At 45.3% G+C, this 13,096-nt stretch carries 9 protein-coding genes; all 9 read right to left on the bottom strand.

All coding sequences use genetic code 11. The features are described 5' to 3' along the window. Nucleotides 1-197: 197 nt before the first annotated feature. Nucleotides 198-1,013 (bottom strand): CAP domain-containing protein, encoded by an 816-nt coding sequence (locus C170_RS19440; RefSeq protein ID WP_051447300.1) that lies wholly within the window; start codon nucleotides 1,011-1,013, stop codon nucleotides 198-200. Between the two features lie 280 nt (nucleotides 1,014-1,293). Then, entirely contained in the window at nucleotides 1,294-1,752 is a 459-nt protein-coding gene (locus tag C170_RS19435) for a GNAT family N-acetyltransferase (RefSeq protein WP_036613284.1), read from the bottom strand. Then, nucleotides 1,742-2,929 carry a formate-dependent phosphoribosylglycinamide formyltransferase gene (gene purT / locus C170_RS19430; RefSeq protein WP_036613281.1) on the bottom strand — a complete coding sequence of 396 codons (1,188 nt, stop codon included), beginning with the start codon at nucleotides 2,927-2,929 and terminating at the stop codon, nucleotides 1,742-1,744. The genes C170_RS19435 and purT overlap by 11 nt, the downstream gene beginning before the upstream one ends. A gap of 252 nt (nucleotides 2,930-3,181) precedes the next feature. Then, on the bottom strand, nucleotides 3,182-4,204 hold the full coding sequence (locus C170_RS19425; RefSeq protein ID WP_036613278.1) for an NAD(P)/FAD-dependent oxidoreductase: 1,023 nt from the start codon (nucleotides 4,202-4,204) through the stop codon (nucleotides 3,182-3,184). Between the two features lie 62 nt (nucleotides 4,205-4,266). Next, nucleotides 4,267-5,256, bottom strand: a complete 990-nt coding sequence (locus C170_RS19420; protein ID WP_036613275.1) for an ABC transporter substrate-binding protein — start codon at nucleotides 5,254-5,256, stop codon at nucleotides 4,267-4,269. A 131-nt stretch (nucleotides 5,257-5,387) separates the two neighbouring features. Next, nucleotides 5,388-7,028: an AraC family transcriptional regulator gene (locus C170_RS19415; protein ID WP_036613272.1), complete on the bottom strand. Its 1,641-nt coding sequence runs from the start codon at nucleotides 7,026-7,028 to the stop codon at nucleotides 5,388-5,390. A 210-nt stretch (nucleotides 7,029-7,238) separates the two neighbouring features. After that, nucleotides 7,239-9,089: an ABC transporter ATP-binding protein gene (locus C170_RS19410; protein WP_036613270.1), complete on the bottom strand. Its 1,851-nt coding sequence runs from the start codon at nucleotides 9,087-9,089 to the stop codon at nucleotides 7,239-7,241. Further along, entirely contained in the window at nucleotides 9,086-10,858 is a 1,773-nt protein-coding gene (locus C170_RS19405) for an ABC transporter ATP-binding protein (protein WP_036613268.1), read from the bottom strand. The genes C170_RS19410 and C170_RS19405 overlap by 4 nt, the downstream gene beginning before the upstream one ends. A 324-nt stretch (nucleotides 10,859-11,182) precedes the next feature. After that, on the bottom strand, nucleotides 11,183-13,096 hold a 1,914-nt coding region (locus tag C170_RS19400; RefSeq protein WP_036613266.1), incomplete at its 5' end, for a dynamin family protein.

Raw genomic sequence — 13,096 nt, 5'->3', positions numbered from 1 at the left:
CAGCCACGCCCTGATGATGCTATTCCTAAATAACATAAATGTTCTGTCGTTAATTTGCAAACTTTGGCGCTGCATTCGCAGAATTCATTTTTTATATGTCATTTTACGGAAAAAAGGTTATGCCATACACAGATATGAACTGTGTACTGGCATAACCTTGTGGAAAAGAAAATCATACTTTCTTCATTATAAATCGATTACTTACCGATAAACTCTTGTGCCCAATATCCGTTGTAGAAACCTACACCGATATGCGTAAAGTTTTTGCTCAGAATATTGGCACGGTGACCTTCACTATTCATCCAAGCTGTAACCACTTCCTGTGGTGTTTTTTGTCCTTGGGCAATGTTCTCACCTGCATAGCTGTAAGTTACTCCGAATTGTTTCATCATATCAAACGGAGAACCATACGTAGGTGACTGGTGATCAAAATAGTTATTGTTACTCATATCTTTTACTTTAGCAACAGCTACTTTGTCCAGAAGTGCATCTGAAGTCAGAGCGTTCAGACCTGCTTTAGCACGCTCAGCGTTCACAAGTTTTACAACTTGAGTAGCAAAGTCGGATTGTGTGCTTTCGCTACCATTATTACTTGTATTGTTACCTGTATTACCTGTGTTACCCGTGTTTGAAGGATCTTTAGCCGGTGTAGTTTCCGGTTTTTCTTCTTGAGCTGGTTGTGTTGGTTTAGTCGGTTGCTCAGGCTTAGTTGTAGGCTCAGCAGGTTTTGTTGTTGGTTGAGTTGGTTTTGTTGTCGGCTCAGCAGGTTTCGTCGTTTGATCAGGCTGCGTAGCAGGTTTCTCTACAATTTGCCCCTCGGATACGGTGTATCCATTTTGTTTGAGCCATTTCTCAATGTAAGCTTTCAAGCTGTCTGTGCTTGTAATTTTGTACGTTGTGATAGTCTTATATGTTGAATCTGCAGCAGACGCGGAAGCAGGAAGCATTACCCCTACGGCCAGTACGGCTGTCAGACTACTCGTTACGACAGTTTTCATCCATTTCTTTTTCAAATTCATTCATCTCCTTAAGATTAGTTATTACAACTTTGTAATTAATACTCTAGCAGTATATCAATTCGACAGGAGATTGTGAACCTATAAAATATGGAAAAGTAACTTTTTTGTCATTTTTTAGAATGTTACAGATTTTACAAAAGCATAAAAAAAAGACATTCGGACTAAAAATGCTAGTCGAATGTCGCTTCACCATCTATTTATCATTCACCACACAAGAATGTGCAGATCAGGATATCATGAGAATTTCCATGCAATAGAAGAAACTTTATTTGTACTATAGAAGAACTTTACTGAACCGATACCCTCTCTTCTGAAAACCAATGTGCTCATAAAAAGAGTACGTTGTTGAAGTCACTTCACGGTTTGCACCCGTGACAAACAGTTGTTTACCACCTTGCTGTCTGCCCCAATCTTCGGCACGAGCCATCAGACGACGGGCAATCCCACCACCACGATGTTCTTGACCTACAATCAGGGAAGTAATTTGTGCGGCAGGTTCTGGATAGGCATGACTTTGCACACATTGCAAGCCAATCACACCAATAATTTGTTCATCCACTTCGGCAACAAGCATGCATGCGTTTGGATTGGTTTCCAAACATTCAATACGTTCTTTCATGACATTGGTTGTTGTCGGATAGCTGACCTCTCGCATCAGTCCCGTTACCGCTTCAGCATCTCGTAGCTCACACTCTCGGATCATCAGTACAGGGGCCTCAACATTATTGGACATGATTTACCTCCACTTTCAGCATATTAGCGGCTTGCACCGCTGTTTTACGAGCTTCTTCCACATCTTGACCAGCACTTAAGGCTACAGCCATTCGGCGTCCTACTTTGGTCTCAGGTTTGCCAAATACACGAATCTGAGTACGAGGAAGAGCCAGTGCTTCTTCAATCCCGCCTACAGTAAAGTCAGATGCTTCATCATTAGCCTTCAGCGTTGCTGAAGCTCCCGGTGTCAACAGATGTACACCTGTGACCGGAAAACCAAGAATTGCACGCACATGCAGCGCAAACTCGGAACTGTCTTGCGTCACCATTGTAACCATACCTGTGTCATGTGGACGAGGAGATACCTCGCTGAACACAACACCATCCGATGTGAGGAACAATTCCACTCCAAACAGTCCATACCCGCCAAGTTCATCTGTGACGGATTTGGCAATATGACAAGCTTGCTGCCATTGCTCAGGAGTCATTGCATGAGGCTGCCAGGATTCGACATAATCCCCATCCTTCTGAATATGGCCAATCGGAGGACAAAATACGGTGCCTGATACAGACCTAACGGTGAGTAATGTAATCTCACTGTCAAATTGCACAAAGCTCTCCACGATAACACGAACGGATTTGCCACGAGCCCCCGAGAGAGCAATGTTCCAGCAATCCTCCACGTCGCCCGGTGTTCGGCATACACTCTGCCCTTTGCCGGAAGAACTCATCAATGGTTTAATGACACAAGGTGTGCCAAGCTCACGTACGGCTTCCTGAAGTTGTTTCAGGTTGTCCGCAAAAAGGTAATCAGCTGTCGGAAGTTTCAATTGTTCGGCTGCAAGCCGACGGATGCCTTCGCGATCCATCGTTAGACGTGCAGCTCGGGCAGTAGGTACTACACAAAATCCCTCTTCCTCAAGCTCCAGTAAAGCTTCTGTTGCAATAGCTTCAATCTCAGGTACGATGTAATGAGGTTTTTCTTTACGGATCAATTGTTTCAAAGCTTCGGCATCCAGCATGTCGATGCAGTAAGACCGGTGCGCGACCTGCATTGCAGGTGCGTTCTCATAACGATCAACAGCGATCGTCTCTACTCCCAGTCGTTGGGCCTCAATAACGACCTCTTTTCCCAATTCTCCACTGCCTAGTAGCAGCATTTTTTTGGCTTGAGCCGTAAAAGGAGCACCCCACATGTTCTTTCCAATCCTCCCAAAGAGAAATCTTCTATATCTGTCTCTCTATTTTCGGGGTTTTGGTTAAAGATTGCAAGAGTGCTCCCTATTTTTCTTGTGAATTTTACAAGATTTTTTGTGTTTTTTCGATCAAATTTTACAATTACTGCTCACAGATTCGATACTCCTTCCATTCCTCCCAAAATTAAGGAAATGTCAAAAGAGTAGATTTTAATATTCCAGTGATCATAAATTAGCAAACAAACCCCAAGTTTAGAACCTTGGGATTTGTTTGTTTTTTTCTCTGAAAATTTCATTATGGGAGGAGACGTACGCCATCATGGGAGCATCTGGAGTCAAGTATTTTTTCGCACTATTTACAGCTAAAATCGCATCGTTGAAGGCTCCGGCAATAAGTCTGACTTTGCTATCGTGAGTTGCACAATCCCCTGCAGCAAAAATACCCGGGAGGTTCGTATGCGCATGTTGGCTCATTAGAACCATTCCATCGTCCATTTCTAAGCCACAACTGGCAAGATCACTTAAATTGCTTTTATATCCATGACTAACTACGACTTCATCCACATCTAACAATACATTTTCCTGACTCTCCATATGCGTAATTACAACCTGATGGATACGTTCACCATGATTATGAAGCCGTGTGATGCTATATGGTGTTCTGACATCCGTTACATTGTTCATCTCGCTAACATTGCGTTCCATTGCACGAAACTCATTTTTTCGGTGGACGACCACTACGCTCCGTGCAAATTGAGCAAGTTCAATTGCCCAATCTACTGCACTGTTGCCTCCTCCTGAAATAAGCACACGTTTCCCGGAAAAATGTTCTGGATTTTGGACGGTGTAATGAAGATTTTCATACTCACATTGAATCGGCTCCTGAAGCTCCAATTTCTGAATTTCTGCGATACCGCGGCCCACTGCAACAATGATTGTACGCGTATAGTGTATGTCGCCTTCAGCAGTATACAGAGCCAAAATCTCGTTGTCCAGTCGAGCGAACCGATCTACTTTGCAATTCAATTCAACCGTTGGATTAAAGGTATTCGCCTGCTGAACCAGATACTCAATCAACTTTGAACACTTCATTGGTGGCAGGCCACCCACATCCCAAATAGTTTTTTCGGAATAGGTATGCAGAAAACCACCAAGTTGGTCTTTGCCGTCAATGATCTTAACTCTCATATCACGCATCCCGGCATAAAAGGCCGCATATAATCCCGCCGGTCCGCCTCCGACGATGGTTACATCATAGATATCTTCTTCATTCATTTTAAACACACCTTGTTAATTTAGTTATGAATTCGAGATACATGTAACTTTACCCGTTTGCTTTATTTGTTTTTTGCTTCAAAAGCAGCAACAATATCATCAATGACATATTCATCGGCAAGTGGAGACATTCCCAGATTGAACCATTCCTTGCCACCCACCATATAGACGTGGTCCTGCTTGACTGCTTTCAGATTTTTCCATAACGATGAAGATAACATATCTTCAAATTTCTTTTTAATTTCCGGATTAGTCTCATCATCCAGCTGAACGATCAGATGATCTGCGTCGTATTCAGGCAGTACTTCCAAGGATACGGACATGGCAGTTTGATCTTTCGGGAAATTAGGGAGTGGATTCATTCCCAATCGTTTATGGACAAAGTTTCCTCGGTCAAGGTTCTCCCCATGAAGTACGATTTCTTTTTCCATCACTCTAATGTAGAGAACAGTCTCCTCACCAATCAGCTTATCCAATTTGGCAGCAGCTACCTTCTCCTTATCCACCAAATCCTGAATCACCTTTTCTGCCTGTTCTTCTTTGTCCAGAATTTTGGCCATATCCCGCAGTTCATCGCGCCAATCATCACGCTGTGGCAAAAGTACGGTAGGTGCAATCAGAGTAAGCTGATCATAGTCCTTTTTGGACCACCAGTCAGGAGCAATAATTAAATCCGGATCTGCCTCCATGAGGGCTTCAAAGTTAGGCGTTCTTCCTATTCCCATTTTCATCGTGTTTGCGAATGGCTCTTGCAAGTAAGAAGGAAAATCCTCATGGTAGTTCTGTACAGCGATGGGTACGATGCCAAGTGAATATAAAAATTCTGGATATACAACGGACAAACCAACTATTTTTTGTGGGTTCGCCGGAATTTCAACTTCTCCCATTTCCGTAGTCACTTTTTTTACCTGACTTGTTTCTGTTGTTGAAGAATTGGCGGTACCCGCTTCTTGTCCCTCGCTCGAGGATGCTTCGTTGCCTGTTGCACCGCAAGCCGAAATAATGAGCACCAACATCATGGTGCATAGTACCGTTAACCATCTGAATCTCATTCTTTATGTACCCCCTATATGGCATTTAGTTATGACAACGTCTAATTAATAATAATTATCATTATCATTTGATATAGGAGTAAGTATATTAAAATATGTTCAGGTATGATATTGACTATTCAGACTTTTTGCTATGGACGATCTTGCCATAACTTTAATATTTCATCCAACATAAGCTCATGAGTAAACGCAGTGTAGTCCAGCAGGACGCTCGACAAAAGGATATCCATTCTGCCATTCTGTACCGCTAACAACTCAAGCCATTCTTCAGACTTACGCACAGCAGACCATGTCTGCCTGGATGTCTCATCATCACCCACAATCAGTAATATTCTTTCCACGTTGAGAACAGACAACTCCCTAATGGTTACTGTGCCCCGTTCCCAATAAGTCTCAACTCCTTCGGGACCCTCCATTTGCATATCAACGTAAAAAACGGAAGCAATGCTCCTTGGGCCTAACATCTGCAACGCTTCACCATAAACTTTGAGTACAACTAATCTGTCTTTTCGTATGAAATCCTCAAGCTGGTCCTTTATGGTCGTTGCCTTCTCTTCATATCTTTGAAGCCATACCTCTGCAATATCAGACCTGTCCAAAAAGCTTGCAACATATCTCAAATGCTCTCTCCAATCTCCTTTTTCCCACGGGAGGTCACACACAGGAGCAATGGAATGAAGCTGTCTTTGCAAATCCTCAGACTCCGTCCCAACAGTAATAATATAATCAGGTTTAACTAATCGAAGCTGTTCCAGCCAGGTGGTCTCACTCTCTGCGAGTGGCATAACTTTGTCCGTTTCATATTTACGTCGGTAATAGTATGTCCACGGATGACTTGCCGGCGCGGCACAGGGGATGATCTGCAATGCAAGCAGTATACCAATGCTCACAGAATGAATTGCAGCAATTTTTTGTTTGCTATTACGTATAAACGCTGCTGGTGGAATGCCAGAGATTTGCTTGAACTTACGCCGGAAATACGTCTCATCCTGATAACCCACGTATGATGCCACATCCTTGAGTCGATAACTGTGATCATTTCTCATTAAGATCTGGGCTTGTTTAATTCGATATAGCGTTAAATAGTCAACAGGACTATAACCATACCTTTTCTTGAATAAACGCATGAAATGTCGAGGGCTCATTCGTGCCACATTTGCTAATTCCTCAATGGTTAATCTCTTCGAATAATTCTGCTCCATGTAGCCTTTGACATGTTCAATTGGTGAAGCCAGGTCCGTATTTTCGGTAAAGGCCACGTCGTAAAACATGGTATACAACAGTTCCTGAAAACGAATCTGACCATAGTACCTTTGCAAACCATCCTTCTTCAACGTGTGGTGGTAAATCATCTGACAGATCACGCCAACAGCAACGGGTGAAGATGAGCTGACCTCGCCATTTACTTCATTACGTAAAAGTTGCTTCATCATTTCAAGGGCTGTTCCACCCTCCTGCTCCAGTGCGTACATGACATCAAAACTCATGTGATACACGCCTCTTTTATCCAACGAATGCACATTTGCCTCAACCAGTTGCCCCGGGAAGCCTACATACAGTCCGCCCGCCTTCAATTCGATGAAACTGCCATCTATCTTTAACCACCCTTGCCCACTGGCTACAAATAATAACATGTATGTTTCAATGAAGTGTTTCCTCAGAAGCCACTCCGTCGCAGGATCACTCGTATAATTAACTTGAAGGAGCCTAAAATTCATATGATCCAGGTGATCCAAATGCTTTGAATTTATTTCGTTGTTGTCCATCTGCATTGATCTCCCTCCAGCCATGAACGATTGTATTGATTTCATTCTTCAAAAATATAACATACCACACTAACGAATAAAAAAAACACTCCGGCTATCCTCTAACCTGTCTTCAATGAATAAGATGCGCTTATTATTGAAAGATCAGGCTATAGAACGCCAGAGTGTTATAAGTTCATATGTGTTCAGACGCTTCACAGGCGTCCGAAGGTTTCATCACAAAAATCTGTATTGAGCTTCTATTAATCCATTGTAGACGCCTTGTTTTTGGATCAGCTGCTCATGGTTGCCCTCTTCTTTAATTTCACCATGATCCAGGACGATAATGTTATCTGCATTCCGGATGGTTGAGAGACGGTGAGCGACCATAAAGGACGTTCTTCCCTGCAACAGCACCTTCAACGCTTCCTGGATTTTAAGCTCTGTCTCCGTGTCAATACTGGCTGTAGCTTCATCCAGGATCAGTATGCGTGGATCAGCAAGCAGCGCACGGGCAAAGGATAACAGTTGTCGCTGTCCCATGGATAATACGTTCCCGCGTTCCTCTACTTCGGTATCGTATCCGCCAGGCAGCTTCATGATGAACTCGTGTGCATTGACTGCTTTGGCTGCGTCCTCCACCTCTTCATTCGTTGCATCCAGTCGTCCAAATCGAATATTGTCACGAATCGTACCCGAGAAGATGAAGGTATCCTGTAATACAATGCTGATCTGGCTGCGTAAACTCTCTACCGTTACATCCCGCACATCCTGTCCGTCAATGGTGAGACGTCCGCCGGATATATCATAGAAACGACTGATCAGATTGATGATCGTACTTTTACCTGAGCCCGTATGACCAACAAGTGCAATCGATTGTCCCGCAGCCGCGGAGAAGCTTATCCCTTTCAGCGCCTGTCTGCCCTTCTCGTATTCGAACACCACATTTTCGAATGCGATATCCCCTTTAATAGAAGGAAGTGGCTTGGCACCTGGTTTATCCGCAATACTTGGTTTTTCATCCATGAATTCGAAGATACGCTCCGATGATGCCATTGCAACCAGCAACTGATTGTACATCTGTCCCAGACGGTTGATTGGGTCCCAGAAGTTGCCGACATAGTTGGCAAAAGCAACAAGTAATCCCACAGTCAACTGACCTTCCTGAATCAGATAAGCACCAAACCAGAAAAGGATTAATGTACCGAATCCGCCGGTAATCTCGATCAGCGGTCCGAAGCCCTGGTTCATCGCTGATGCTCTATCCCATGACTTTTTGCTGGACAGGTTCATGTTGTCAAAATACTTCATGTTCTCTTTTTCCTGTGTGTAAGCCTGAGTCACTCGAATCCCCTGAATGGATTCATTCAAGTGGGAGTTTATCCGAGAGTTCTTCATGCGCACATCCTGCCAAGCCCGACGGATCAGCACCCGCAGTTTGGTCGAGATGATAAACATGATTGGCACCGTAATGATCACGGCAAGACCCAGTTTCCAGTTAATCAACAGCAAGATCACAATGATCCCGAGCAACTGTACGCAGTCGATCATGACGTTAACTGCACCGTTAGTGAATAGATCCTGAAGGGAATTAATATCATTCGTAACACGTACCAGTACGGAACCTGCCGGTCTTTTGTCAAAGAAGTTAAAGGACAGCTTCTGGATATGCTTGAACAGATCCGAGCGAAGGTCATAAATAACACGCTGTCCGATAATGTTTGTCAATTTGATCCGGTACGTATTGGCAGCCCACTGGATGAGATACAACACAAATATGGAGCCTGCAATAAGATAAAGCATAGTCATGCTTGGCAACCCCGTTGCCGGTGCGATGGCACGGTCAATCGCCAGACTGATCAGAAAAGGTACGGACAATTTTGTAATGGTACCCAAGATCATCATTAGAATAACGAGTGGTAACAGTTGTTTCGCATAAGGTTTCATGTATGCAAATAAACGTCCAAATTCTTTCCAGTTAAACGGTTTTTCAATAATTTCATCATCCTGATACACAAATCGTTCATTCAGTTTCTTCTCAGAGGCCACTTTTGCCTCGCGCCTGTCTGCTATCGTTTCGGCACTCATGAATTCACCTGCTCCCCAGCCTCCCGCTTACCGCGGGCAATATAATCTGCATATTGAATTTTATAAACATCCTGATATGGTCCAGGCACTTCAATGAGTTCGGTATGTTTGCCACGTTGTACCACGCGGCCTTCATCGAGCACCAGAATCTCATCTGCATGTCGTAGTGAAGATATCCGGTGTGCAATAATAAATGTCGTTCTGCCGCGCATAACTTCCTGGAAACCGGACTGAATCTCGTGTTCTGTCTCCATGTCCACGGCGCTGGTTGCATCATCAAGTACCAGAATTTTTGGATTTTTCAGCAAAGCCCTTGCAATCGCAATCCGCTGTTTCTGTCCACCCGATAATCCCATGCCGCGCTCACCAACCACCGTGTCATATCCGTCCGGGAACTCCATAATGAAGTCATGAGCCTTGGCCAGCTTCGCTGCACGGATGATCTCATCCATGGTGACGTTCTTAAGCCCGTAGGAAATATTATTGCGAATGCTGGATGAGAACAGGAATGTTTCCTGGAAAACAGAAGCGATCTGACTCCGCAAACTGCGAATACCTATGTCTTTAATGTTTTTGCCATCTAGCTTGATCGTTCCCGAGTTGACGTTATAGGCACGCATCAGAAGCTGAATGATGGTCGATTTACCTGACCCTGTTCCCCCGAGGAAACCGATTACAGAACCGGGTGCAGCGTCAAAATTAATATCGGTTACTGCTGGCATTTTGTTGCCGTAGGCAAAGGTAACGGATTCAAATGTCACATGGCCGTTCACCTGGTCTGCCTCAACAATGACTGGATCTTGCGTTTCTTCCACATCCACTGGCGTATTCAGCAGCTCGAGCACCCGTTCACCTGAAGCTTTGGATTGCGTATAGTTGTTGATATGGAACCCAAGGTTCCACATTGGACCGATTATGTACCAGATCAAACTGAAAAAGGCAACGAGTTCACCGAGTGTCAGCGTCTTCTGTATAACCATTCTTCCACCGATCACCAGCAACAGCACGATACTCACCGAAGCAAGAATCTCCATGATCGGAAAATAGCGACTCCACAATGTTGCGGCATGAATCTGATTTGTTTTGTAACGCTCATTACGTATGGAGAATTTCTCCACTTCATAAGGCTCACGTGCAAAGGATTTTACCGTACGTACGCCAGTAATATTCTCCTGTACCGCTGTTGTCAGTGAACTGAGCGCCAGCCGCATCTCCTGAAACGCAGGGTGAATTTTGGATTCGAATCTCAGCGCAACGAAGGCAAGTAATGGGATGCATATGAGCGTGAACAGCGTAAGCTGCCAACTCATGGTCATCATCATGATTGCGCCAAATACGACCATGAAAACCATGTTAAGAATCTGGGCGAAACCAAATCCGATAAAGTTACGGATGGCTTCCAAATCTCCCGTGAGGCGGGACATCAGATCACCTGTCTTGGCCGTATCATAATAACGGAAGGATAAAAATTGAAGCTTTTCGTAACATGCGTTACGCAGTCTGTACGCCAGGAAGTTACCCAAGCGTCCTCCAAAAAATCCGTGTAAAAACTGCATTCCCGCTTTCAAAATAACTACACCTAACACAGTCAAAGCAATTATGGGAACGTCTTCAAAAGTTCGCGGAACAATGATGTCATCAATCAGTATCCTCAGCATGTACGGATACACTAACCCAAGTGCGGTCGCTAAGGCGAGGAACAAGATTGATACAAATAAATACGTTCGCTTTTCCCAAAAAAAGGTTTGCAGTTGCCTAAGAACATCCATGTTTCTCCTCCTCTTATGTCGTTCAAAAATACTATGAACATTTATGAAGTTTATCACCGTACCCCATTCGCGGCAAAGCGAATAACAGACCATATTCTGCCTGCTTTCAGCTTATTGACGCATTAACGAAGGTAAATACCCACCTTTCAATCAAATGTTTGAATATTCTCTTTATTTCAGGTTGTTCGTACCAAAAAAAGGCTCCCTATATGCCTTTTCGGCAGGGGCCTTTTTGGGTTGATTTTCGCAACATTTTCAATGTGTTGCTGTATCATTCATTTTGTTTTACAAAGACTTCCAGAGAATACGCGTTTTGCCGTGATTTTAACTGCGTTCAATCTGTTCCAGTTGGTTAGACAAGCTGGTCCATTGCTCCGCCGGAATTCCGCTCTCCAGTGTATCTTGAATTCCACTCACCGCCTCGTCCAGACGTTCTTCCAACTGACGGGATTGGTGTTGCAAGGATTGACAAATCTGGTTGTCATAAAACTGAATCAGTTTGTCTTGCGCAGCAGGAAGAACTTCAATGATCATCTGTTTGAGGACAGGATCAAGTGCCTCCTGTAATCGCTGACGTCCATCTCCTTCGAAGAACTGTTTCGGATTGCGGAAATAATTCAAATAGCTTTTCCATCCAGACGGTTCTTCCAGACGAACTTCTTCAAGCACAGGTGTACTCCAGCGTTCGTTCAGTGGCAGTGACACATCCACGCCCCCTGATAACTGCCTCACCTCATCTATACATTCCGTAACTTGCTTCATCAGCCAGGTCTGACCCGCCTGTTCAAGTCTGAGGGTGGTAGCAAGCAGTTCCTGCTCCAGTTCAATGGCAATCATGCGTAACAGTTCACGTCCACAGGCTGCAAAAGCCATCTTCAGATTGCCCCGATCCTCCCGAAGTACGGATGGATGGAATGCTTCTGCCATGAATAGACCAAGGCGATAGGCAAGTCGCTGCCGCACATGGAAGAGCAATTCTGCTGTTTCCTGTGACAATTCTTCCTTCATGGATCGCTCTGCAAGTCGCTGTATGCGCTGGCGTGACTGTCCCTGGATCGTCTCCAGTTCATCCCGCCGCTGCTGCAGTGCTTCCTCACCCTGAGCTGCATCCTCGGCACGTTTCTTCACTCGCTGAATGACACGTGCCATCTCTTCGGAAGCTCCACCTACCGCAAGATCAGCTAATTCTCTGCCTGCAAATTGGTTGAACTCTTCCTCAAAACGGATAAAACCGGATTGCTCAAGCAGCTTCGAATCCCCTGCCATCTTGCCTTCCATCGCTAGTATGCTGGATACCGGGAAGAGTCGTGGTGCCCGAATTCCATTACTGCGCAGTTGGGTGCTCACATGATCGAGAACCTGCTCCAGTTCTTCCTCAGAGGAAGACAAGTCACTGGCATTCACAACAAAGAACATCTGATCCATGGCAGAACTATCCTTAACACGTCCCAACTGATTCAGGAACTGGCGATCTCCTTGTGAGAAAGCATGGTTGTAATACGTTACAAAAATGAGTGCATCCGCATTCTTCATATAATTGAAGGTTACACCCGTATGACGAGCATTCACGGAGTCCGCTCCTGGTGTGTCCACCAATACAATGCCTTGTTCAGTCACATCGCAACTGTAATAGAGATCGATACTGTCTACAAAACAGGACTTCTTCTCGTTTGCGACAAAGTTACGATAACCGTCCAGATCCACCAGCACATCCTGACCTAACTGGTCCGCTGTTTCTTCCCAGCCGGCTGCTGCCGCCTGTAAAAAGCTGTAATGCGGGCGCCCCGCCGGATGCACATCCTGTGGTGAGAGGGAGCGTACTCGCTTCTGCCACTCCGCTCCAGGCTCACCCAGTCCGAGCAATCGGAAGGAATAGCCAAGATCTTCCTGGAAGGCGTCCCGGGTCTTCATGCGGACCCGGGCTGTTCCATGCTCCGCGCCCCCGGCAGGAGCCATGATTCGGTTAATCGCCGCTGTTGTTGGATGCGGCGAGACGGGTAGTACAGCTTCGCCCAGCAACGCGTTGGCGAAGGAGGATTTGCCGGCGCTGAATGCTCCGAACAGCGCCAAAGTGAACGTGCCGCCCGCAAGCGAAGCCGCGCGTGCACGCAGATCCCGTACCGCCGACCCCATGGCGGGGTACGGCTCTACCAGCGCAGCAGCGGCTTCAAGCCGTGCCGCTGCTGCGTCCAGGCGTCGGCGGCGTTCAGCGCCAGCCGCCGCCGATGGCCCAGGCAC

It is taken from the genome of Paenibacillus sp. FSL H7-689, from assembly GCF_000517905.1.
In the GTDB taxonomy this organism is placed as follows: domain Bacteria; phylum Bacillota; class Bacilli; order Paenibacillales; family Paenibacillaceae; genus Paenibacillus; species Paenibacillus amylolyticus.
The sequence above is the reverse complement of the archived record's forward strand: the minus strand, read 5'-3'. Positions and strand labels throughout refer to the sequence as shown.

Bases quoted from the DNA above. Each gene is read 5' to 3' on its own strand.
- C170_RS19435 (WP_036613284.1), bottom strand. From the start codon at position 1,752: ATGTCCAATAATGTTGAGGCCCCTGTACTGATGATCCGAGAGTGTGAG.
- purT (WP_036613281.1), bottom strand. From the start codon at position 2,929: ATGTGGGGTGCTCCTTTTACGGCTCAAGCCAAAAAAATGCTGCTACTA.
- C170_RS19425 (WP_036613278.1), bottom strand. From the start codon at position 4,204: ATGAATGAAGAAGATATCTATGATGTAACCATCGTCGGAGGCGGACCG.
- C170_RS19420 (WP_036613275.1), bottom strand. From the start codon at position 5,256: ATGAGATTCAGATGGTTAACGGTACTATGCACCATGATGTTGGTGCTC.
- C170_RS19415 (WP_036613272.1), bottom strand. From the start codon at position 7,028: ATGCAGATGGACAACAACGAAATAAATTCAAAGCATTTGGATCACCTG.
- C170_RS19410 (WP_036613270.1), bottom strand. From the start codon at position 9,089: ATGAGTGCCGAAACGATAGCAGACAGGCGCGAGGCAAAAGTGGCCTCT.
- C170_RS19405 (WP_036613268.1), bottom strand. From the start codon at position 10,858: ATGGATGTTCTTAGGCAACTGCAAACCTTTTTTTGGGAAAAGCGAACG.